Source organism: Amycolatopsis sp. NPDC004625 (assembly GCF_040609695.1).
Classification (GTDB): domain Bacteria; phylum Actinomycetota; class Actinomycetes; order Mycobacteriales; family Pseudonocardiaceae; genus Amycolatopsis.
On the sequence record NZ_JBEXKX010000024.1, the window covers coordinates 1 to 22041 of the forward strand.

19 protein-coding genes and 1 pseudogene are annotated in these 22041 nt (G+C 71.1%); 13 read left to right on the forward strand and 7 right to left on the reverse strand.

Translation table 11 applies throughout. From position 1 onward, the window contains the following. Positions 1-317 precede the first annotated feature (317 nt). The 5 genes from ABZW17_RS25815 to ABZW17_RS25835 all read left to right on the forward strand — a co-directional run bounded on the left by ABZW17_RS25815 (position 318) and on the right by ABZW17_RS25835 (position 8348). Positions 318-2300 (forward strand): maltotransferase domain-containing protein, encoded by a 1983-nt coding sequence (locus tag ABZW17_RS25815; RefSeq protein WP_354819198.1) that lies wholly within the window; start codon positions 318-320, stop codon positions 2298-2300. Positions 2301-2348: 48 nt separating this feature from the next. Then, positions 2349-4157, forward strand: a complete 1809-nt coding sequence (gene treS, locus ABZW17_RS25820; RefSeq protein WP_354819201.1) for a maltose alpha-D-glucosyltransferase — start codon at positions 2349-2351, stop codon at positions 4155-4157. 5 nt (positions 4158-4162) lie between these two features. Beyond that, positions 4163-5542 carry a phosphotransferase gene (locus tag ABZW17_RS25825; RefSeq protein ID WP_354819203.1) on the forward strand — a complete coding sequence of 460 codons (1380 nt, stop codon included), beginning with the start codon at positions 4163-4165 and terminating at the stop codon, positions 5540-5542. Then, on the forward strand, positions 5539-7746 hold the full coding sequence (gene glgB, locus ABZW17_RS25830; RefSeq protein WP_354819206.1) for a 1,4-alpha-glucan branching protein GlgB: 2208 nt from the start codon (positions 5539-5541) through the stop codon (positions 7744-7746). The genes ABZW17_RS25825 and glgB overlap by 4 nt, the downstream gene beginning before the upstream one ends. 209 nt (positions 7747-7955) lie before the next feature. Next, the gene (locus ABZW17_RS25835; RefSeq protein WP_354819209.1) at positions 7956-8348 is read left to right on the forward strand and encodes a hypothetical protein; all 393 of its coding nucleotides are present in this window, start codon (positions 7956-7958) and stop codon (positions 8346-8348) included. 54 nt (positions 8349-8402) lie between these two features. On the opposite strand, the gene ABZW17_RS25840 is transcribed toward ABZW17_RS25835, so the two are convergent. Then, the gene (locus ABZW17_RS25840) at positions 8403-9803 is read right to left on the reverse strand and encodes an RNA polymerase sigma factor (protein WP_354819212.1); all 1401 of its coding nucleotides are present in this window, start codon (positions 9801-9803) and stop codon (positions 8403-8405) included. A gap of 240 nt (positions 9804-10043) precedes the next feature. Then, positions 10044-10808 carry a polyphosphate--glucose phosphotransferase gene (gene ppgK / locus ABZW17_RS25845; RefSeq protein ID WP_354819568.1) on the reverse strand — a complete coding sequence of 255 codons (765 nt, stop codon included), beginning with the start codon at positions 10806-10808 and terminating at the stop codon, positions 10044-10046. A gap of 67 nt (positions 10809-10875) precedes the next feature. Here ppgK and ABZW17_RS25850 point away from each other — a divergent pair, with 67 nt between their 5' ends. Then, positions 10876-11694, forward strand: a complete 819-nt coding sequence (locus tag ABZW17_RS25850) for an inositol monophosphatase family protein (protein ID WP_354819215.1) — start codon at positions 10876-10878, stop codon at positions 11692-11694. 141 nt (positions 11695-11835) lie between these two features. Here the strand turns inward: ABZW17_RS25850 and cei are convergent, their stop codons facing one another. After that, the gene (gene cei / locus ABZW17_RS25855; RefSeq protein ID WP_354819218.1) at positions 11836-12519 is read right to left on the reverse strand and encodes an envelope integrity protein Cei; all 684 of its coding nucleotides are present in this window, start codon (positions 12517-12519) and stop codon (positions 11836-11838) included. 517 nt (positions 12520-13036) lie between these two features. Between cei and ABZW17_RS25860 the strand changes: the two genes are divergently transcribed. Next, a complete protein-coding gene (locus tag ABZW17_RS25860; protein WP_013224476.1) occupies positions 13037-13345 on the forward strand; it encodes a DUF4193 domain-containing protein in 309 nt (102 codons plus the stop codon). A 137-nt stretch (positions 13346-13482) separates the two neighbouring features. Here the strand turns inward: ABZW17_RS25860 and ABZW17_RS25865 are convergent, their stop codons facing one another. Beyond that, complete coding sequence (locus tag ABZW17_RS25865; protein ID WP_354819221.1) at positions 13483-13965, reverse strand: DUF3093 domain-containing protein; 483 nt, start codon at positions 13963-13965, stop codon at positions 13483-13485. A 24-nt stretch (positions 13966-13989) separates the two neighbouring features. Here ABZW17_RS25865 and dut point away from each other — a divergent pair, with 24 nt between their 5' ends. Both dut and ABZW17_RS25875 read left to right on the forward strand, forming a co-directional pair. Beyond that, on the forward strand, positions 13990-14493 hold the full coding sequence (gene dut, locus ABZW17_RS25870) for a dUTP diphosphatase (RefSeq protein WP_354819224.1): 504 nt from the start codon (positions 13990-13992) through the stop codon (positions 14491-14493). After that, the gene (locus ABZW17_RS25875; protein WP_354819227.1) at positions 14493-15158 is read left to right on the forward strand and encodes a DUF3710 domain-containing protein; all 666 of its coding nucleotides are present in this window, start codon (positions 14493-14495) and stop codon (positions 15156-15158) included. Before dut ends, ABZW17_RS25875 begins: the two co-directional genes overlap by 1 nt. A 45-nt stretch (positions 15159-15203) precedes the next feature. On the opposite strand, the gene ABZW17_RS25880 is transcribed toward ABZW17_RS25875, so the two are convergent. Beyond that, complete coding sequence (locus ABZW17_RS25880) at positions 15204-15887, reverse strand: alpha/beta hydrolase (protein WP_354819571.1); 684 nt, start codon at positions 15885-15887, stop codon at positions 15204-15206. Positions 15888-16023: 136 nt separating this feature from the next. Between ABZW17_RS25880 and ABZW17_RS25885 the strand changes: the two genes are divergently transcribed. After that, complete coding sequence (locus tag ABZW17_RS25885; protein ID WP_003074944.1) at positions 16024-16404, forward strand: OB-fold nucleic acid binding domain-containing protein; 381 nt, start codon at positions 16024-16026, stop codon at positions 16402-16404. 9 nt (positions 16405-16413) lie between these two features. Continuing rightward, entirely contained in the window at positions 16414-17136 is a 723-nt protein-coding gene (locus ABZW17_RS25890) for a DUF3159 domain-containing protein (RefSeq protein WP_354819231.1), read from the forward strand. A gap of 258 nt (positions 17137-17394) precedes the next feature. Here the strand turns inward: ABZW17_RS25890 and ABZW17_RS25895 are convergent, their stop codons facing one another. Both ABZW17_RS25895 and ABZW17_RS25900 read right to left on the reverse strand, forming a co-directional pair. After that, positions 17395-18051, reverse strand: coding sequence for a TrkA family potassium uptake protein (locus tag ABZW17_RS25895; RefSeq protein WP_003067924.1), 657 nt, complete (start codon positions 18049-18051; stop codon positions 17395-17397). Next, positions 18048-18722 (reverse strand): annotated as a pseudogene (locus ABZW17_RS25900) (TrkA family potassium uptake protein); the annotation flags it as partial. The gene ABZW17_RS25895 and the pseudogene ABZW17_RS25900, both read right to left, overlap by 4 nt. Positions 18723-18805: 83 nt before the next feature. On the opposite strand from ABZW17_RS25900, the gene ABZW17_RS25905 reads away from it, so the two are divergent. Next, positions 18806-20839: an APC family permease gene (locus ABZW17_RS25905; RefSeq protein ID WP_354819235.1), complete on the forward strand. Its 2034-nt coding sequence runs from the start codon at positions 18806-18808 to the stop codon at positions 20837-20839. Beyond that, positions 20836-22023 (forward strand): class I SAM-dependent RNA methyltransferase, encoded by a 1188-nt coding sequence (locus ABZW17_RS25910; RefSeq protein WP_354819238.1) that lies wholly within the window; start codon positions 20836-20838, stop codon positions 22021-22023. Before ABZW17_RS25905 ends, ABZW17_RS25910 begins: the two co-directional genes overlap by 4 nt. The last annotated feature ends 18 nt before the right edge of the window (positions 22024-22041 follow it).

Genomic DNA, 22041 nt, shown 5'->3' on the forward strand with positions numbered 1-22041 from the left:
CGGGTACGCGAGCCTACCCGGAGGGTCGGACGGTGAGCCGACCGTCCGGGTACGCGAGCCGACTGTCCGGGTACGCCGGCCGACTGTCCGGGTACGCGAATCGTCCGTTCGGGTACGGGTCTTGGCCGTTCGGGTTCGCGTGTCGTCCGCGCGCCGGCTTAACCTGCCGGACATCCGCTGGAAATTCGTTGCGGCGAAAGCGTTTCGGTCGGCGGGCAGTGGGTACCAGCCTTAAGAACCCTGCCTCGTGGACGCTTGATCGAGTCAGGCAGACTGTCGCCGTCTGCGTCCAACCGACACTTCGAGGGGCGTTGCCCATGACCGGCCGGCTCGGCATCGACGACGTCTCCCCCAGCGTGAGCTGCGGCCGGTATCCGGCCAAAGCCGTTGTGGGGGAACACATCCCGGTCTTCGCGACCGTCTGGCGCGAAGGCCACGACGCCGTCGCGGCCACCGTCGCGTGGCGCGGGCCGGAAGACCGGCTGACGCGCCAGACGCGGATGGTGCCGCGCGGCCCCGACCACCCGGACGAGTTCGCCGCGGTGATCGCGCCGGACACGACCGGCCTGTGGACGTTCCGCGTCGACGCGTGGGGCGACCCGTGGGCGACGTGGGAGCACGCCGTCGAGGTGAAGATCGCCGCCGGGCAGGGGCCCGAGGACCTCGCGAACGACCTCGAAAACGGCGCCCGGCTGATCGAGCGCGTCTCGCGCCGCCCCGACCGGCGGGCGGAGAAAGCGCTTCTGGTCGGCGCCGTGAAGGCGCTGCGCGACGAGGAGCTCAGCCTCGCCGAGCGCGTCGGGCCCGCGCTCTCGCCCGAGGTCCGCCTGGTCATGCGCGAGTTCCCGGTCCGCGAGCTGATCACCAAGGGCAAGCCGCACAAGATCTGGGTGGATCGCCGCCGCGCCGCGTACGGCTCGTGGTACGAGCTGTTCCCCCGCTCCACCGGCGGTCTCGACGCCGAGGGCAAGGCGGTGCACGGCACCTTCACCACCGCCGCGGGCGCGCTCGACCGCGTCGCGAAAATGGGCTTCGACGTCGTCTACCTCCCGCCGATCCACCCGATCGGCCGGGTCAACCGCAAGGGCCCGAACAACACGCTCGACGCCCAGCCCGAGGACGTCGGCTCGCCGTGGGCGATCGGTGCCGACGAGGGCGGCCACGACTCGATCCACCCCGAGCTCGGCACCTTCGACGACTTCGACGCCTTCGTCGCGCGCGCGGACGAGCTCGGCATGGAGGTGGCGCTGGACTTCGCGCTGCAGGCCGCGCCCGACCACCCGTGGGTGCTCAAGAACCCCGAGTTCTTCACCACCCGCCCGGACGGCTCGATCGCCTACGCGGAGAACCCGCCGAAGAAGTACCAGGACATCTTTCCGATCAACTTCGACAACGACCCCAAGGCCGTCTACGAAGAGATGCTGCGGGTGATCACCGTCTGGATCGACCACGGGGTGAAGATCTTCCGGGTCGACAACCCGCACACCAAGCCGCCGGACTTCTGGGCCTGGCTGATCCAGTCGGTCAAGGACGCCCACCCGGACGTGCTGTTCCTGGCCGAAGCGTTCACCCGCCCGGCGCGCCTGTGGGGCCTGGCCCGGCTCGGCTTCACCCAGAGCTACACCTACTTCACCTGGCGCACCGGCAAGCAGGAGCTGATCGACTTCGCCGTCGACCTGCGCGACCACTGGAACGAGGGCCGGCCGAACCTGTTCGTCAACACCCCGGACATCCTCCACGAGTCCCTGCAGCGCGGGGGCCCCGGCATGTTCGCGCTGCGGGCGGCGCTGGCGGCGACGATCTCGCCGACGTGGGGCGTCTACTCCGGGTACGAGCTGTTCGAGCACGTCCCGGTCCGCGAAGGCAGCGAGGAGTACCTGGACTCCGAGAAGTACCAGCTGCGTCCGCGCGACTACGAGCGCGCGCTCGCCGAGGGGCGTTCACTGGAGCCATGGCTGGCGAAGCTGAACGCCGTCCGGCGCGCGCACCCGGCGCTGCAGCAGATGCGCACCCTGCACTTCCACCACGTCGACAACGACGCGCTGCTGGCCTACTCCAAACAGGACCCGGCCACCGGCGACACCGTGGTCACGGTCGTCACCCTCGACCCGTACGGGCCCCAGGAGGGCACGCTCTGGCTCGACACCGGCGCGCTCGGTTTCGAAGCGCACGAGCGGCTGATCGCCCACGACGAGGTCACCGGCGACACCTGGGACTGGGGCCCGGCGAACTACGTGCGGCTCGAACCCTGGCGGGCGGTCGCGCACATGGTGTCGGTGAGACGCCGCCTGGCCGGCTGAGGCGGACGGGACGGGAAGGACGGCGAAGTTAGGACTGAGGTGGCACAGATGGTGGATGATGGCCTGCCCGAGGCGGTACCCGGGCTGGAGGGCGTGCCGCACACCGGCGAGGCGATGACCGCCGACGGCATGCTGGTGGAACCGCAGGCGGGGGACTTCCGGTCGGCGCAGCAGGCCCCGAGCAACCCGGAGTGGTTCAAGGGCGCGGTGTTCTACGAGGTGCTGGTGCGCGCGTTCGCCGACTTCAACGGCGACGGCACCGGCGACCTGCGCGGCCTGGCCGGCCGGCTCGACTACCTGGCCTGGCTGGGTATCGACTGCCTGTGGCTGCCGCCGTTCTACGCCTCGCCGCTGCGCGACGGCGGGTACGACATCAGCGACTTCCGCGCGGTGCTGCCGGAGTTCGGCAGCGTCGAGGACTTCGTCTTCCTGCTCAACGAGGCCCACCGGCGCGGCATCCGGGTGATCACCGACCTGGTGCTCAACCACACCTCGGACGCGCACCCGTGGTTCCAGCAGTCCCGCACCGACCCCGACGGCCCGTACGGCGACTACTACGTGTGGAGCGACGACGACTCCCGCTACGCCGACGCGCGGATCATCTTCGTCGACACCGAGACGTCGAACTGGACCTACGACCCGGTCCGCGGGCAGTTCTACTGGCACCGGTTCTTCTCCCACCAGCCCGACCTGAACTTCGAGAACGTCGACGTCCAGAACGCGATGATCGACATCCTGCGGTTCTGGCTCGACCTGGGCATCGACGGGTTCCGCCTGGACGCCGTGCCGTACCTGTTCGAGCAGGAGGGCACCAACTGCGAGAACCTGCCGCGCACGCACGAGTTCCTCAAGCGCTGCCGCAAGGTCGTCGACGACGAGTACCCCGGACGCATTCTCCTCGCCGAAGCCAACCAGTGGCCCTCGGACGTCGTCGAGTACTTCGGCGACCCGCAGGTCGGCGGCGACGAGTGCCACATGGCGTTCCACTTCCCGCTGATGCCGCGGATCTTCATGGCCGTGCGGCGCGAGTCCCGGTTCCCGATCTCGGAGATCCTCACCCAGACCCCGGAGATCCCCAGCGGCACGCAGTGGGGGATCTTCCTGCGCAACCACGACGAGCTGACCCTCGAGATGGTCACCGACGAAGAGCGCGACTACATGTACGCGGAGTACGCCAAGGACCCGCGCATGAAGGCCAACATCGGCATCCGCCGGAGGCTCGCGCCGCTGCTGGACAACGACCGGAACCAGCAGGAGCTGTTCACCGCGATGCTGCTGTCCCTGCCGGGCTCGCCCGTTCTGTACTACGGTGACGAGATCGGCATGGGAGACAACATCTGGCTCGGCGACCGCGACGCGGTGCGCACCCCCATGCAGTGGACCCCGGACCGCAACGCCGGGTTCTCCAGCTGCGACCCGGGCCGGATCTACCTGCCGGTGATCATGGACCCGGTGTACGGCTACCAGGGCCTGAACGTCGAGGCGCAGTCGAACAACGCGTCTTCGCTGCTCAACTGGACCCGCCGGATGATCGAGGTGCGCAAGCAGCACCACGCGTTCGCCGAGGGCGAGTTCGTCGACCTCGGCGGGTCCAACCCGAGCGTGCTGGCCTACAAGCGCCAGTGGAAGCGCCCGGACGGCGGCGAAGACGTCGTGCTCTGCGTGAACAACCTCTCCCGGTTCCCGCAGCCGGTGGAGCTGGATCTGTCCGCGCACCGCGGGTGCACGCCGGTGGAACTCACCGGCGGCGTGCGGTTCCCCAGCATCGGGGAGCTGTCGTACCTGCTGACGCTGCCGGGGCACGGCTTCTACTGGTTCCAGCTGACGAACTCGGGAGACGAAGGCGAAGCGAGGTGAGTCCCTTGTCCGACCCGCGTGAGCTGGTCGACGACCTGACCGAGGACCTGAAGCGGTGGCTGCCGGAGCAGCGCTGGTTCGCCGGGAAGGACCGGCCGGTGACCGGCGTCCGCCCCCTCGGCGTGACCGAGCTGGTCGCCGGTGATCCGCAGCTGCTGCACGCGGTGATCGAGGTCGCCCAGGACGACCGGCGCGAGCCCTACCAGCTGCTGGTGGGCCGGCGGACGCACCCGCCGGAGATCGCGTCGACCAGCTGGATCGGCGCGGTCGGCGACCTCAACGCCTACGAGGCGTCCGGCGACCTGGACGTCACCGGCGTGCTGCTGGACCTGATGGCCCGCGAGGAGACCGTGGGGTCGCTGGTCTTCGAGCACGAGCCCGGCGTCGAGCTGGAGACCGGGCTGCGGGCCCGGCCGATCACCTCGGAGCAGAGCAACACGTCCCTGGTCTACGGCGGGCAGTACATCCTCAAGCTGTTCCGGAAGCTGTCGCCGGGCAAGAACAAGGACCTGCTGCTGCACCGCGCGCTGCAGGCGGTGGGCAGCAAGCACATCGCGGCCCCGCTCGGCTCGATCACCGGCGACCTGGACGGCGAGCCGACCACGGTCGGCATGCTCCAGCAGTTCGTCTCGGACGCGGTCGACGGCTGGGCGATGGCCACCACCAGCGTCCGCGACCTGATGGCGGCGCCGGAACTGCACGCCGGGGAGGTCGGCGGCGACTTCGCCGGTGAGGCCGAGCGGCTGGGGCGCGCCGTCGCCGAGGTGCACGCCGACCTGGCCGAGGCGCTCGGCACCGAGGCCGTCGACGCCGACGAGCTCGAACGCTCGACGAAGGCGATGCTCGACCGGCTCGACACGATCGCCGGCCGGGTGCCGGAGCTGGCCGCGCACGCCCCGAAGCTGCGGGCGGCGTTCGAGCGGCTGCGCACGCTGCCCGCCGACTCGGTGACCATGCAGTACATCCACGGCGACCTGCACCTCGGCCAGGTGCTGCGGACGGTCGGCGGCTGGCTGCTGATCGACTTCGAGGGCGAGCCCGCGGCCCCGATCGAGGAGCGGCACGCGCTGCGGTCGCCGTTGCGCGACGTCGCGGGCATGCTGAGGTCGTTCGACTACGCGGCCCAGCAGATGCTGGTCGGCCAGCCGGACGAGCCGGCGCTGGCCGAGCGCGCCCACGAGTGGTCGGAGCGCAACCGGGCGGCGTTCTGCGAGGGGTACGCGGCCATCGCGGCGGACCCGCGCGACCAGGGCGAGCTGCTGCGCGCCTTCGAACTCGACAAGGCGGTCTACGAGGTGGGCTACGAGCACGCGAACCGGCCGGACTGGCTCGGCGTGCCGCTCGCCTCGATCGCCCGGATCACCAGCGGAGGGACGACACCGTGAACGCGGCTCCCGAAGGTCTCCCGGCCGCGGCCCCGCCGGCCGCGGACATCGACCGGCTCCTCGCCGGGGCCCACCACGACCCGCACTCGGTGCTGGGCGTGCACGCGGTGGGCAAGGGCTTCGCCGCCCGGGCGCTGCTGCCCGGCGCGAAAGGCGTCACGCTCTGCGCGGGCGGCAAGAAGTACCCGATGGAACCGGTGATCGACGCACTGTTCGCTGTCGCCGTGCCCGAGCACCCCGGCGACTACCGGCTCGAAGTCGAGTACGACGGGCACACCGTGACCGCCGACGACCCGTACCGCTGGCTGCCGACGGTGGGCGAGCTGGACCTGCACCTGATCGGCGAAGGCCGGCACGAACGGCTGTGGGAAGCGCTCGGCGCGCACGTCCGGTCCTACGAGACGCCCAACGGCGTCGTCGAGGGCACGTCGTTCGCGGTCTGGGCGCCGAACGCCCGCGGCATCCGCGTGATCGGCGACTTCAACGGCTGGGACGGCCGCGGCCACGCGATGCGCTCGCTCGGCGGGTCCGGCGTCTGGGAGCTGTTCGTGCCCGGCGTCGGCCTGGGCACCTGCTACAAGTTCCGGATCCTCGGCGCCGACGGCAACTGGCACGAGAAGGCCGACCCGATGGCGTTCGCCACCGAGCAGCCGCCGGCGACGGCGTCGGTCGTCACCAGCTCCGCGCACCTGTGGTCGGACGAGGAGTGGGTCGCGAAGCGCGAGGCGACCCAGTGGATCGCGGCGCCGATGAGCGTCTACGAGGTCCACCTCGGCTCGTGGCGGCCCGGGCTCGACTACCGGGAGCTGGCCGACCAGCTGGGCGACTACCTCGTCGAGACCGGCTTCACGCACGTCGAGCTGCTGCCGGTGTCGGAGCACCCGTTCGGCGGTTCGTGGGGCTACCAGGTGACGTCGTACTACGCGCCGACGTCCCGCTTCGGCTCGCCGGACGACTTCCGCTACTTCGTCGACCGCCTGCACCAGCGCGGGATCGGCGTGCTGGTGGACTGGGTGCCCGCGCACTTCCCGAAGGACAGCTGGGCGCTGGCCAAGTTCGACGGCACCGCGCTGTACGAGCACGCGGACCCGCGCCGCGGCGAGCAGCCCGACTGGGGCACGCTCGTGTTCGACTTCGGCCGCAACGAGGTCCGCAACTTCCTCGTCGCCAACGCGCTGTACTGGATCGAGGAGTTCCACCTCGACGGCCTGCGCGTCGACGCCGTCGCCTCGATGCTGTACCTCGACTACTCCCGCAACGAGGGGGAGTGGCTGCCGAACCAGTACGGCGGGCGCGAAAACCTCGACGCGGTGCGGTTCCTGCAGGAGCTGAACGCGACTGTCTACAAGCGACACCCGGGTGTCGTGATGGTGGCGGAGGAGTCGACGGCGTGGCCGGGCGTCACGCGCCCGACCCACCTGGGCGGCCTCGGGTTCGGCTTCAAGTGGAACATGGGCTGGATGCACGACACGCTCCGGTACCTGTCCCACGAGCCGATCCACCGCGCGTACCACCACAACGAGATGACGTTCTCGCTCGTGTACGCGTGGAGCGAGAACTTCGTGCTCCCGCTGTCGCACGACGAAGTGGTGCACGGCAAGGGATCCCTCTGGGGCCGGATGCCGGGCGACGCCTGGAACAAGGCGGCCGGGCTGCGGTCGCTGCTGGCGTTCATGTGGGCGCACCCGGGCAAGCAGCTGCTGTTCATGGGCGGCGAGTTCGGCCAGCCGGGGGAGTGGTCGGAGTCGAAGTCGCTCGACTGGCACCTCATGGACGAGCCGCTGCACCTCGGCGTCTGGGAGCTGCTGCGGTCGCTGAACACGGTCTACCGGTCGTCGCCGGCGTTGTACAGCCAGGACGCCTCCCCGGACGGCTTCGCCTGGATCGACGCGAACGACTCCAGCGGCAACGTGCTGAGCTTCCTCCGCATCGGTGCGGACGGCTCGCGCCTGGCGTGCATCGCGAACTTCTCGGGCGTCCCGCACCACGACTACCGGGTGGGCCTGCCGTCGGCGGGTCGCTGGCTGGAGGTCGTCAACACCGACGCCGAGGCGTACGGCGGCTCCGGCGTCGGCAACATGGGCGCGGTGGAGGCGGTGCTCGAGCCGTGGCACGGCCAGCCGGCGTCGGCGGTCCTCCAGCTCCCGCCGGCCGGGGTGCTGTGGCTGGTGGAGGAGACCCCGGAAACCCCCGAACTCCCGTAACGCAAGAGGCATCACGCGTGTCCCGAGGGGCATCACGCGAGATGCCCCTCCAATCACGCGAGATGCCCCTCCAGTCACGCGAGATGCCCCTCCAGTCACGCGAGATGCCCCTCCAGTCACGCGAGATGCCCCTCCAGTCACGCGAGATGCCCCTCCGATCACGCGAAAAGCCTTTCGCGGGGCGGGGCGGGTGGGCTTACCATCGGGGCATGGACGGCGCCGGTGGCGTCCTCGCGAACCTGATCCTCTTCGCCGTGGTCTGTCTCGCCCCCACGGTGCTCTTCTGGTGCGCGCTGCGCGTCCCCAAGCTTCTCGCCTGGATCCGGGCGAAGCGAGCCGAGCCGCAACCGCAGGGGCCGCCGATCGAGCGCGTGGCGGCGGATCTGCGCCGGGTGCACCGGCTCCTGGTCGAGTACCCGTCGGGCACACCGGCCGCACGTCGGCTGGGCACCCGCCAGGCGTACGACGAGCTGCTCACGCAGGCGTGCCGCCAGGTCGGGGTGCCGCACCGGCTCGGGGACCTGCCCGAGGGGATGGACCGGGAAATCGAACGGCTGCGGGTCGAGCAGTCGCTGCGGGAGCGCGGGCTGGCCGTGCCCTGAAGGCGGAAACCCCGCCACCGAAGTGACGGGGTTTCCGTTGTGCCGTACTGAAACTCAGTCCAGGTAGTCCCGCAGCACCTGCGACCGCGACGGGTGGCGCAGCTTCGACATCGTCTTCGACTCGATCTGCCGGATGCGCTCCCGGGTCACCCCGTACACCTGGCCGATCTCGTCGAGCGTGCGCGGCTGGCCGTCCGTCAGGCCGAAGCGCAGCCGGACCACGCCGGCCTCGCGCTCGGACAGTGTCTGCAGCACCGACTGGAGCTGGTCCTGCAGCAGCGTGAACGACACCGCGTCGACCGCGACGACCGCTTCGGAGTCCTCGATGAAGTCGCCGAGCTGCGAGTCGCCCTCGTCGCCGATCGTCTGGTCCAGCGAGATCGGCTCGCGCGCGTACTGCTGGATCTCCAGGACCTTCTCCGGGGAGATGTCCATTTCCTTGGCCAGCTCTTCCGGGGTCGGCTCGCGGCCGAGGTCCTGGAGCAGTTCACGCTGTATGCGGCCGAGCTTGTTGATGACCTCGACCATGTGCACCGGGATGCGGATGGTGCGGGCCTGGTCGGCCATCGCGCGGGTGATCGCCTGGCGGATCCACCACGTGGCGTACGTCGAGAACTTGTAGCCCTTGGTGTAGTCGAACTTCTCCACCGCGCGGATCAGGCCGAGGTTGCCCTCCTGGATCAGGTCCAGGAACGCCATGCCGCGGCCGGTGTAGCGCTTGGCCAGCGACACCACGAGCCGCAGGTTCGCTTCGAGCAGGTGGTTCTTGGCGCGCTCGCCGTCACGCACGATCCACTTGAGATCGCGGCGCATCTGGGTGACGAGCTTCTCGCCCTCCTCCTCGGCGGTGCGCACGCGCTCGGCGGCGTAGAGCCCGGCCTCGATCCGCTTGGCCAGCTCCACCTCCTCCTCCGCGTTCAGCAGCGCGACCTTGCCGATCTGCTTGAGGTAGGCACGCACGGAGTCGGCGGACGCGGTGAGCTCGGCGTCCTTGCGCGCCTGGCGCAGCGCCTCGGACTCCTCCTCGTCCCAGACGAAGTCCGGGTTGTCGGAGCCGGTCTTGGCCTTCTCGGCCGCGGCGCCGCGGCGACGCTGCGCCGGGGTCTCCTCGTCCGACTCCTCGTCGTCATCGTCGTCGTCGGCCGAGTCGGCGTCCGGCTCGTCGTTGACCGTCTCGTCGACGACGTCGACCTCGACCTCTTCCAGGTCCGACAGGTCGGGCGTACCCAGCTCGTCGTCCTCGAGCTCGCCGGGACCGTCCGGCTCGCCGTCTTCGGTCTTCGCGCCCTTGGTCACGGCCTTCTTCGCCGGTGCCTTCTTGGCCGGCGCCTTCTTGGCGGTGGTGGTCTTGCGCGCCGCTGGCTTCGCCGTCCCGGTGGCTGCCTCTTCGGCCGGCTCGCCGGCTGCGGTCGCTGTCTTCGTCCCGCCTCGGGTTGCGGTTCTTGCGGCTGCCACTTACGCCCTTTCGCAGCGGTCGATCACGACGAGCAACGGCCGGGGGGCCATTGCTGCCTCACATTCGGGGATCACACCTCGGCCTGCGGTTTTGCCCTCCGCAGCCGTGGGCCGTGTTCCATTGTAACGACGGTACGCGCATGCGGTGCGAAGCGATCACCCTCCGGCCGCTTCCGGCGCCCCGATCGCCCGGTGCGATCGGTGCCGGATCGGCTCCCGGCGGTGCCGGTCAGCGCCGGATCAGTGCTCGATGCCCTCGGCCGCGGCGGCCGCGGCCCCCACGATGCCGGCGTTGTTCTGCAGCGTCGCGACCAGCACCGGAGTGCGGATGTCCAGCAGCGGCACCCATTTCTCGGCCTTCTTGCTGACCCCGCCGCCGACGATGAACAGGTCGGGCCAGATCAGGTTCTCCAGCACGGTCAGATAACGGTGCACGCGCTTGGCCCATTCGGGGTAGGAAAGCCCCTCGTTGTCCTTCACCGAAGCGGCCGCGCGCTTCTCGGCGTCGTGGCCGTCGATCTCCAGGTGGCCGAATTCGGTGTTCGGGACGAGCTTGCCGTCCTGGAACACCGCGCTGCCGATGCCGGTGCCGAAGGTGAGCAGGGCGGTCACGCCCTTGCGCGCGACCGGGTCGCCGAAGCGGATCTCCGCCATGCCCGCCGCGTCGGCGTCGTTGAGCATCGCGATCTGGTCGACGCTCCGGCCGAGCCGCTTGGCGAACAGCGCGTCGGCGTCGGTGCCGATCCACTGCTTGTCGATGTTGGCCGCGGTGTGCGCGACGCCCTTCTTGACGACCGCGGGCAGCGTCACGCCGACCGGGCCGTCCCAGCCCGCCTGCGTGACGACGTCGTGCACGACGTCCGCCACCGCCGACGGGGTGGACGGCTTCGGCGTCTCGATCCGGATCCGGTCGCCGATGAGCTGGCCCTTCTCCAGGTCGACCAAGGCGCCCTTGATCCCGCTGCCGCCGATGTCGATGCCGAAACCTCGGCGGGTCGCCTCCACCACGGACGTGGTCCCTTCTCGCACGATTCAGAAGCCTGCCTCGGAGACTTTAACCGGATGTGGTGACATGTCGGACGTGGGAGTTGACGAGTCGTTGCTGAAAAGCGTCGCGGTGCAGGTCGCGACGGAAGCCTCCGCCCTGGTCCGCGAGGCGTGGGAAGGCATGGCGGACGGCCGTTCGGTGGCCGTCGGGACCAAGTCCGGGGCCACCGACGTCGTGACCGCGGTGGACCACGAGTCGGAGCGGCTCGTGCGCTCGCGGCTGGCGGCGCTGCGGCCGGGCGAGCCGGTGCTGGGCGAGGAAGGCGGTGGTGCGGCGGGCGACGGCGTGACGTGGGTGGTCGACCCGATCGACGGGACGGTCAACTTCCTCTACGGCCTGCCGTGGTTCGCGGTGTCGGTGGCGGCGCAGGTCGCGGGCGAGTCGGTGGCCGGCGCGGTGGTCGAGCCGGCGAGCGGCCGCGTGTGGTCGGCGGCCCGCGGCCAGGGCGCGTACCTGGACGGCCGTCGCCTGTCGGTGGCGGAACCGGCGGCCCTGGAGGTGACGTTGGTCGGAACCGGTTTCGCGTATTCGCCCGCGCGGCGGGTGCGGCAGTCGCGCTTCGCGGCGGCGCTGCTCGGGCAGGTGCGGGACATCCGCCGCAACGGCGCGGCGTCCCTGGACCTGTGCGCGGTGGCGGCGGGCTGGCTGGACGCGTACGTGGAGCACGGCCTCAACCGCTGGGACTGGGCGGCGGGTGCGCTGATCGCGGCCGAGGCGGGCGCGGAGGTGTCGCTGCCGGGCTCGGCACCGGAGCTGGGCGCGGACGCGACGTACGCGGCGGCGCCGACGATCGCGGAGCCGCTGCGGAAGGTCCTCGCCGACTGCGGTGCGGCGGAGGTCTGAGGAGTCCCGCTGACCGGGAGGGTCGTTTCGCGTATCTGGAGGGTCGGTTCGCGTGCCTGGAGGGTCGGTTCGCGTGCCTGGAGGGTCGGTTCGCGTATCTGGAGGGTCGGTTCGCGTGCCTGGAGGGTCGGCTGGTGCCGGTCAGCACTCCACGTCGCGGGCCGAGGCCAGCAGGGTCTGGTCGACGATCGGGGCCTTCGCGCCCGCCGACTGCTCGTTCGAGCCGCCGCCCTGGTGGGCCTTGGACCAGTCCGCGAGCTGCGTGATGATCTGGCGGGCCTCGGCGCGGGGCCGGATGTCGCCGAAGAGCGTGCCCGTCACCAGGTCCACGCTCGCGTCCTTGCGGTTGTCCTGGACCAGCTCCGCGCACGGCACCACCAGGCTGAGCGTGCGGGCCGCCGTGACGCCGTTCTCGCCGAAGCGGATCTGGCCGCGGCACTTGGCCTCGCGGTTCTCGTACGCCGGGTCGTTGGCCGGCTCGGCCGCGCCGGTGAACCCGAGCTCGCGCAGTGCCGTCGTGGTGATGCCGCCCTGGCCGCGGCTGCCCGAGGCGTTCAGCACCCGGTAGGCGACCTTGTCCGGCGGGACCGGCGCGCGGTCGTCGAGCGCGTTGTGCGGGAGCGTGCTGAACGTGACACCCGGTGGCGGGCTCGCGGGCGGGTCGCACTTGACGGCGTTGTCGACGTCACCCTTGCCGATGGCCGCGTTCACCCAGACGACGATCGCGCCGAGGGCGAGCACGCCGATCACGATCAGCGCCGGCAGCGGCTTGTGCTTGCGATACGGCCGCGTCCCACGGTCCCCGATGCCGTTCCCCGACGCCACCTGCCCGTCCCTTCCCGAACACCGAACCCCGGCCGGTGCGGACCCGAGCACCGTCGTGGCCGCTCAGCCTAGGCGCTGCGGCCGGCGCGCGTCGTCCAGGGTCACCCGGCCGGTTCCCGTGTTCCGCCTGTGGTCCCGGGCCGCGCCCGGGGCCGATCCCCGTGCGGCGATCGCACCACGGCGGGGGCGGCGGGGGCAAGCCGGGACGGGCCGCAGGTGAAGTTCTCCACCCGGGCGCAACCCGAACGGACGACAACGCGTCTTACCTGCGGGTTCCCCCTGTCGGGTGACGATTCCCCGGCAATGTCTGACTCGTTGCAGAACCCGGAGAGCGGTGAGCTACCCTTCGCGGGCTCCGGCCGCAGGAAGAGGCCCGAAAAGAAGAGACCTCGGTCACTTCGGCCGTCGGGCACAAACGAGGGCCCTGGAACGTTGACCAGCGGCACGGCGGACTCACGGGCGCACCCGGGGGTCTGGGAAAACGACTACACAAGCTGATCGCAGGGGTGAGGGACACATGGCTACCGACTACGACGCTCCGCGCCGCAGCGAAGCCGACGAGCTGGCCGAAGACTCGTTGGAGGAGCTCAAGGCCCGGCGGAACGAGAACCAGTCCGGCGTCGTCGACGTCGACGAGGACGCGACCGCCGAGAACTTCGAGCTGCCGGGTGCCGACCTTTCCGGGCTTTCCGGAGAGGACATGACCGTGAAGGTGGTGCCGAAGCAGGCGGACGAGTTCACCTGCTCCGTGTGCTTCCTGGTGCACCACCGCAGCCGGCTGGCCGAGGACAACGGCGGACGCCTGATCTGCCGCGACTGCGCCTGACAAGCGCAGGGGTTCTCGACACAGGGGACGAACAGACGCGACGGAGAGCCTCGAGGGAACCAAGGGGGAGGCTCGAAACGCGCTGGGGACAAGGGGGCCGGCCGGCAGGCCGGCCCCCTTCCCATGTCCGGGGTGTCTCAGGCGCCCTTGAGCAGCTCGGCGACCTTTTCCGGGTGCCGGGTGCTGAACAGCCAGTACGGCGTCGGGTCGTCGGCGTCGGTCAGATGCACCTTCACGACCGGGCCGACCCAGCCGCGGTGCAGCACGTAGGCGGCGGGGTCGCCGTCGCGGCCCAGGGCTTTGCGCTTGGCGTCCTTGTCGAACACCTCCACCTCGCCGGCGAACCGCAGCGGCAGGTGCGCGTCGCCGACCCACAGTTCCGGCTCGTCACCACCGGTGACGCGGACCTTCGACCGGCCCAGCGACAGCAGCAGCGCCGTGACCACCGGCAACGCGATCACGTACGGCAGCCACGCCCGGATGCCGGGGTACCCGAGGTCGATCTCCGCCGCGAGCAGGATCGCCCCCAGCACCGGCAGCGGCCAGCCCCACCACGGGACGTACAGCCGTTCGGAGTGCCGGACCGCGGTGTTCGCGGCCGTCTTCGCTGATTCACCCACGGGTAGAGAGTAATCTCGCCGCCCGTGTCCAGCGTTCAGGTACTCCTCTCCCGGCTCGACCCGGATGTCCCGCTGCCCGCCTACGCCCGGCCGGGCGACGCGGGCGCCGATCTCGTCACCACCTCGGATATCGTCCTCGCACCCGGGGAACGCGGCGTCGTCGGCACCGGCGTCGCGATCGCGCTCCCGCCCGGGTACGCGGGGTTCGTCCACCCGCGGTCGGGCCTGGCCGCCCGGGTCGGCCTCTCCGTGGTGAACACCCCGGGCACCATCGACGCCGGCTACCGCGGGGAGATCAAGATCTGCCTGATCAACCACGACCCGGTGCACCCGGTGAAGCTGACGCGCGGCGACCGCGTCGCCCAGCTGGTCGTGCAGCGGGTCGAGCACGCGGAGTTCGTCGAGGTCGCGGAGCTCGACACGACCGAGCGGGGCGACGGAGGCTACGGCTCCACGGGTGGACACGCCACACTGGGAGCACCGGCGCTCGCCGCGAGCGCCGCCACGGGGGAAGGAACGGAGAAGTAGTGGGGATTTTCGGACGCAAGCGGCGGACCGAGGGCGGGTCCGCCGGACGGCACGCCGCGCCCGAGGCCGAGGACACTTTCGAGGACGAGCCGTACGACGACGAGGATCCGGAGCTTTCGGACGTTTCCGACGGCCCGTTCGACGTCGCGGACTTCGAGGACGACGGCATCCCGCGGATCGACCTCGGCTCGGTGAAGGTCCCGGTGCCCGACGGTTCCCAGGTCCAGGTCGAAATGGACCCGGAGACCGGGGGCGTGCGGGCCGTGCACGTCGTCACCGAGCAGGGCCAGATCACGGTCAGCGCGTACGCGGCGCCGCGCACGGGCGGGCTGTGGCGCGAGGTCAGCTCCGAACTGGCCGACCAGCTGCGGGCCGACGGCGCCAAGGTCACCATCGGCCGCGGCGCGTGGGGCCTGGAGATCTCGGCCATCATCGGCGACGTCGCCCTGCGCTTCGTCGGCATCGACCGGCCCCGCTGGATGCTGCGCGGCGTCATCGCCGGCCCGCAGTCCGAGGCCGCGGCGGCCGTCGAGGTGCTGCGCGAGATCGTCCGGCGCACGATCGTCGACCGCGGCGACGCGCCGATGCCGGTCCGGACCCCGCTGACCATCACGCTGCCCGAGGCCGTCGCCGAGCACATCGCGGCCCAGCAGCAGCAAGGCTGACGCCTTCCGCGGCGTGAAGGCCACCCCGGGCTCCCGGGGTGGCCTTCACGCCGTCCGGAGGGCCCGCAGGAAGGCGAGGACCGTCGCCCGGCCGAGGGATTCGCGGTCCGCGCCCAGCGCGGTGAGCGTCGTCTCGCCGAGGGCCGCGCGGGGGAGGGCGCTCGCCCACGCCGATGCGACTTTCGTCGGGTGCACCGGGTCGTCGGTGCAGGTGCCGATGCCCGCCGGGACGGCGAGGCCCGCGAGCTCGGCGAGGGTGGGGGACGGCCGGCCCGCCGCGACGCGCAGGCCCTCGGCCAGCCCGTCGCCGTGGCGGCGCCACGCCCGGTCCAGTTCGGCACGCAGCCAGTCCGGGCCGCCGGCCGTCTGCGCCAGGGCGGCGTCGACGCCGGAACCGGCCACCAGGTCCGCCGTCAGCGTCGCGGCGCGCGATGCGGGTGCCGGGCCCGGGGCGCCGTTCCAGGCCGGGAGCGCGGCCAGCAGGCCCCCGCAACGGCGGGGATTGTGCACGGCCCACTCGGCGGCGAGGTGGGCGCCGAACGAAATGCCGCCTACGAGCAGTTCGCCGTGTTCGTCCGCCAGCGCGTCCAGGGTGGCCAGGTACCCGTCGGCGAGGGCGCCGCCCGCGGGCGGCGGTGGCGCGACGAGCGGGACACCGAGGGCCCGCAGCGGCCGTTCGAAGACGGCTCGGACGAACACCTCGTCCGAGCCGGTACCGGGCAGGAGCACCGCGGCGGGAACTCTGATTGCGGATGTCACGTTGCGATCTTTGCGCAAAGGCGTTTCCCTGGCGGAGACCGCAGTACGCTTGAATCGTTCGGGCCGCAAGCAGTTTGTCGCCGGGCCCCGGAGCACAGGAGCACCTATGTCCGCCAAAGACGGCGGCTACTTCAGCCGGCTGGTACGCAAGCTGACCAGCGACGTCGAGGATCTCGACGCCGACGAGATGTCGATGAGGTCGGGCGCCGAAGGGGCGCAGCGGGCCTGTGACTGCCGCTCCGGCGAAGAGGTCACCGTGATGGGCCGGCTCCGCAGCGTCGAGCTCTGCCCGACGAACGAGGCCGCCACGCTGGAGGCCGAGCTGTTCGACGGGACACAGGGCGTGACGCTAATCTGGCTCGGCCGCCGCCGGATCCCGGGCATCGAGCCTGGCCGGACGATCAAGGTGCGCGGCCGGATGGCCGAGCGTGACGGCCAGAAGGTGCTGTACAACCCCTATTACGAGCTCCAGAGCCCAGTGAGTTGATCACCCATCGTGACTGAACCCGCCCCGAGCGAGAAGAAGACCGACGGCGAAGAGCCGCAGCCGACCCTGCTCGAGCAGATGGGTGGCGTCTCCGGACTGATCTATTCATCCGTTCCGGTGATCGTCTTCGTGCTGGCGAACTCGTTCTTCGGCCTGACCGCGGCCATCTGGACGTCGATCGGCAGCGCGGTGGCCATCGCGGTGCTGAGGCTGGTCCGCAAGGAACCCCTCCAGCCGGCGATCTCCGGGTTCTTCGGCGTGGCGATCGCGGCGTTCATCGCCTACCGGACGGGGTCGGCGAAGGGCTTCTTCCTGTTCGGCATCTACGCGAGCCTGATCTACTGCGGCATCTTCGTGCTGTCGGTGGTGGTGCGCTGGCCGATCGCGGGCGTGGTCTGGAACATGCTCAACGGAACGGGCCAGGCGTGGCGGCGCGACAAGCCGTCCCGCTACGGCTACGACGTCGCCACGCTGGCCATGGCCCTGATCTTCGCGGCGCGGTTCGTGGTGCAGCGCTGGCTGTACCAGGAGGACTACACGGGCTGGCTGGCCTTCGCGAAGATCGCGATGGGGTACCCGCTGTACGCACTGGGCCTGCTGGTGGTGGTGTGGGCGGTCCGGCGCTCGGACAAGCGGCTGAAGGCCCTGGCGGAGGCGGAACCGGCGGTGGAGAGCGATGCCGAGGTCGAGGCCCGGCTGCGCGAGAAGTACGCCCAGACCCCCGACGCCTGACAACCCGCGCGCGTGGGGGCGCCCCCGGCTGTTGAGCGCAGTCGGCGGTGGTTGTGGCGCAGCCAGGGGAACACGTCCTGGCAGATCTCGGTGTGGGTGCCCGGCGCAGCCGCCGGGACGACGGCACGCGGCGAGAGGCTGTGACAGCAACCAGCCCGGACGAAACCCGGCAAAAGCGCAGCCGACACCGATTCCCGCAAGAGCGGCCCACGAGAAAAGCCCCCGGCGAAGCTCGCCAGGGGCCTTCTCACGCCGTGCTCAATATCCCAACGCCGTCCGGATCTCCGGTTCCACATCCGCCGTCGCCACGAACAGCAGCTCGTCGCCCGGCTCAAGCGGGTCCTCCGGCTGGGGCACGATCACCCGGTCGCCCCGCAGGATCGTCACCAGGGCCGCGTCGCGCGGCAGCGTCAGCTCGCTCACCGGCTTGCCCGCCAAGGGCGTCTCCGCCGGCAGCGTCAGCTCCACCAGGTTCGCGTTGCTCTGCCGGAACGTCATCAGCCGCACCAGGTCGCCGACGCTGACCGCCTCCTCGACCATCGCCGCCAGCATGCGGGGGGTCGAGACCGCCACGTCGACGCCCCACGCGTCCGTGAACAGCCACTCGTTCGCCGGGTTGTTCACCCGGGCCACGACGCGGCGGACCGCGAACTCCGTCTTCGCCAGCAGCGAGACCACCAGGTTGGCCTTGTCGTCGCCCGTCGCCGCGATCACCACGTCGCACTGCTCGATGCCGGACTCCTCCAGGATCGAGACCTCGCACGCGTCGCCGAGCACCCAGTCCGCCTGCTCGACCGCGTGCGGCTCGAACTGGTCGGCCTCGCGCTCGATCAGCATCACCTGGTGCCTGCCGTCGATCAGCTCGGCGGCGATGGAACGGCCGACCGCCCCGGCGCCCGCAATCGCGACCCTCATGCCTCGTCCTCCGGTTCGCGGTGGGCCACACTGGTCACGTCGGTGACGGTGCCCGACCGCGCGGCCACCCACACGACGTCGTCGGCCTGCAGCACCGTCTTGGTGTCGGGCAGCACGCCGGTGCCGAAGCGCATGATGAACGCCACCCGCGCGCCGGTCGCCTGCTGCAGGGACTGCACCGAGTGCCCGACCCAGCCCTCGTGCAGCGGCAGCTGCAGCAGCGCCACGTTGCCCGACGGGTCCCGCCACGCCGACGCCACGCCGTCCGGCAGCAGCGTCCGCAGGAACCGGTCGGTCGTCCACGGCACCGTCGCCACCGTCGGGATGCCCAGCCGCTCGTACGCGGCCGCCCGCTTGTGGTCGTAGATCCGCGCGACGACGTGCTCGATGCCGAAGTTCTCGCGCGCGACCCGCGCCGAGATGATGTTCGAGTTGTCGCCGCTGGACACCGCCGCGAACGCACCCGCCCGCTCGATGCCGGCTTCGATCAGCACCCGGCGGTCGAAACCGACGCCGACGACCTGCTGGCCGTGGAAGTCGCTCCCGAGCCGGCGGAACGCCTGCTGGTTCTTGTCGATGACGGCCACCTCGTGGCCGAGCCGCTCCAGCGCAGCGGCCAGGGACGCGCCGACCCGGCCGCATCCCATGATCACCACGTGCACGCCCTGCCTCCTCCTCGGCGGTTACCCGTCCGTCATACCCCCGACATGCCAGCGCCGAACCTACCGTGCCCCGTGGCAGCTACGCTTCCGTGGTGTCGAAGTTCCCGACCGTGCTGAAACGCCTGGTCCTCGGACGTCCGTTCCGCAGTGACCGGCTCTCTCACACGCTGCTGCCGAAGCGCATCGCGCTGCCCATCTTCGCGTCCGACGCGCTCTCGAGCGTGGCGTACGCGCCGGAAGAGATCTTCCTGACGCTGAGCGTCGCCGGGCTGTCCGCGTACGCGATCGCGCCGTGGATCGGCATCATGGTCGCCGTGGTCATGCTGGTCGTGGTCGCGTCCTACCGGCAGAACGTGCACGCCTACCCGAGCGGCGGCGGCGACTACGAGGTCGCCAACACGAACCTCGGCGGCAAGTTCGGCCTCACCGTGGCCAGCGCCCTGCTCGTCGACTACGTGCTGACGGTCGCGGTGTCCACTTCGTCCGGTGTGGCCAACATCGGCTCGGCCGTCCCGTGGGTCGCGCAGCACAAGGTGCTCGCCTCGATCGTCATCGTGGTCGTGCTGACGTCGCTGAACCTGCGCGGCATCCGCGAGTCGGGGAAGGCCTTCGCGATCCCGACATACGGGTTCATCCTGGGCATCCTGGTCATGGTCGTGTGGGGCCTGGTGCAGGCCGCGACCGGCTCCGAGATGAAGGCCGAGAGCGCCGGCTTCACGCTGAACGCCGAAGGCACCTTCGCCGGCGTCGCGTACGCGTTCCTGATCCTGCGGGCCTTCTCCTCCGGCGCGGCGGCGCTGACCGGGGTCGAGGCGATCAGCAACGGCGTCCCGGCGTTCCAGAAGCCGAAGTCGAAGAACGCGGCCACCACGCTGCTGATGATGGGCCTGCTCGCGGTCACCATGCTGGTCGGCATCATCACCCTGGCCACGATCACCGACGTCAAGTTCGCCGAGGACCCGGCGCGGCAGCTCGCCGGCGCGCCGGCCGGCTACGAGCAGAAGACGATCGTCGCGCAGATCGCGCACGCGGTGTTCGCCGACTTCCCGCCGGCGTTCTACTACATCTCCTTCTCCACCGGCATCATCCTGCTGCTGGCCGCGAACACCGCGTTCAACGGCTTCCCGGTGCTGGGCTCGATCCTGGCGCAGGACCGCTACCTGCCGCGGCAGCTGCACACGCGCGGCGACCGGCTCGCGTTCTCCAACGGCATCCTGTTCCTGGCCGCGTTCGCGCTGGTCCTGATCATCGCGTTCGACGCCGAGGTGACCCGGCTGATCCAGCTCTACATCGTGGGCGTGTTCGTGTCGTTCACGGTCAGCCAGGCGGGCATGATCCGGCACTGGAACCGGTTGCTGGCCCGGGAAACCGACCCCGCCAAGCGGCGCCGGATGCGGCGTTCCCAGACCGTCAACGCGGTCGGCCTCACCTGCACCGGCGTCGTGCTGGTGATCGTGCTCATCACCAAGTTCCTGCTCGGCGCCTGGATCGCGATCGCGGCCATGGTGGCGATCTTCGTGCTCATGACGGCGATCCGGCGGCACTACGACCGCGTCGCCGACGAGCTCAAGGAGCTCGGCGACACCCCGACCGTGCTGCCGTCGCGCAACCACGCGATCGTGCTGGTGTCCAAACTGCACCGGCCGACGCTGCGCGCGCTGGCCTACGCCAAGGCGATGCGCCCGGACGTCCTGGAAGCCGTGACGGTCAATGTGGACGATGCCGACACCCGCAAGCTCACCGCCGAGTGGGACGCGCACAACTTCAAGGTGCCGCTGAAGGTCGTCGAATCGCCCTACCGCGAGATCACGAAACCGGTCCTCGACTACGTGAAGCGCGTGCGTGGTGACAACCCTCGCAACGTGGTCACCGTGTTCATCCCGGAGTACGTGGTCGGGCACTGGTGGGAGCAGGTGCTGCACAACCAGAGCGCGCTGCGGCTCAAGGGCCGGCTGCTGTTCCAGTCCGGCGTGATCGTGGCGAGCGTGCCGTGGCAGCTGGAGTCCTCGGCCAAGGCGGCCGCGCGGGTCCGCAACGAGCGGCCGGCGGCCGGTGACGTCCGCCGCGGGTTCTCGCCCAACGGGAAGCCGGTCGTGGCGCCGAAGCCCAAGGAGCCCGCCGAATGACGAGCTGGCTGGGTCGCGTCCTCGAGGTCGAAGTCGGTGCGGTGGCGCACGGCGGCCACTGCGTCGCGCGCGCCGAGGGCCGCGTGGTGTTCGTCCGGCACGCGCTGCCGGGCGAACAGGTCCGCGTCGAGGTCACCGAGGACAACGGCGGTTCGTTCTGCCGTGGTGACGCGATCGAGGTGCTCAGCGCGTCGCCGCACCGGGTCCCGCCGCCGTGCCCGCTGGCCGTGCCCGGCGGCTGCGGCGGCTGCGACTGGCAGCACGCCTCACCGGACCACCAGCGCTCGCTCAAGGCGTCGGTCGTGGCGGAACAGCTGCAGCGGCTGGCCGGGATCGAGCGTGACGTCGTCGTGGAGGCCCTCGACGGCGGGCCCCTGGACTGGCGCAGCCGCGTCCGGCTGGTCGCCGGGCGCGACGGGCGCGCGGGGCTGCGCGCGCACCACAGCCACCGGGTGGTGGCCCTGGACGACTGCCCGATCGCCGTCCCGGGCGAGCTCGACGACGTCCTGGCGCGGCGCTGGCGGCCGGGCAGCGAGCTGGAGGTCACCACCGACGGCGACGGCGACCTGCACATCCGCGAGCTGTCGACGGTCCGCGGCAAGGTGCGGGCGCGGCAGCTGACCGGCGGTGTCGCGGTCCAGCACGCGGCGGGCCGCGACTGGCGCCTCGACGCGCACGGCTTCTGGCAGGTCCACCCGGCGGCGGCGTCGACGTTCGCCGCCGTCGTGGGGGAGTGGGCGGAGGTGCCGTCCGGCGGCACGGCCTGGGACCTCTACGCGGGGGTCGGGCTGTTCGCGTCGGTGCTGGCCGCGCAGGTCGGTCCTTCGGGGCACGTGCTGGCGGTGGAATCCGGCCGGCGCGCGGTCGCCGACGGCGAGCGCAACCTCGCGGACCTGCCGCAGGTGTCGTGGCGCGCGGGGCGGGTGGAGCACGTGCTGGCGTCGGCGGCCAAGCCGGTCGACGTGGTGGTCCTGGACCCGCCGCGCAAGGGGGCGGGAAAGGCGGTCGTGGAGTCGATCGTGGCGGGCGCGCCGGACCGGATCGTGTACGTGGCCTGCGACCCGGCGGCCCTGGCGCGGGACGTGGCGACGTTCGCGTCCCACGGGTACTCGCTGACCGACCTGCGGGCGTTCGACGCGTTCCCGATGACCCACCACGTGGAGTGCGTGGCTCTGCTGTCCTGAGTTTGGGTGCAGCTGCCC

What these genes read in the sequence shown, in the direction of transcription:
- ABZW17_RS25815 (WP_354819198.1), top strand. Translation starts at nt 318, where the DNA reads ATGACCGGCCGGCTCGGCATCGACGACGTCTCCCCCAGCGTGAGCTGC.
- treS (WP_354819201.1), top strand. Translation starts at nt 2,349, where the DNA reads ATGGTGGATGATGGCCTGCCCGAGGCGGTACCCGGGCTGGAGGGCGTG.
- ABZW17_RS25835 (WP_354819209.1), top strand. Translation starts at nt 7,956, where the DNA reads ATGGACGGCGCCGGTGGCGTCCTCGCGAACCTGATCCTCTTCGCCGTG.
- ABZW17_RS25850 (WP_354819215.1), top strand. Translation starts at nt 10,876, where the DNA reads ATGTCGGACGTGGGAGTTGACGAGTCGTTGCTGAAAAGCGTCGCGGTG.
- ABZW17_RS25860 (WP_013224476.1), top strand. Translation starts at nt 13,037, where the DNA reads ATGGCTACCGACTACGACGCTCCGCGCCGCAGCGAAGCCGACGAGCTG.
- ABZW17_RS25885 (WP_003074944.1), top strand. Translation starts at nt 16,024, where the DNA reads ATGTCCGCCAAAGACGGCGGCTACTTCAGCCGGCTGGTACGCAAGCTG.
- ABZW17_RS25895 (WP_003067924.1), bottom strand. Translation starts at nt 18,051, where the DNA reads ATGAGGGTCGCGATTGCGGGCGCCGGGGCGGTCGGCCGTTCCATCGCC.
- ABZW17_RS25910 (WP_354819238.1), top strand. Translation starts at nt 20,836, where the DNA reads ATGACGAGCTGGCTGGGTCGCGTCCTCGAGGTCGAAGTCGGTGCGGTG.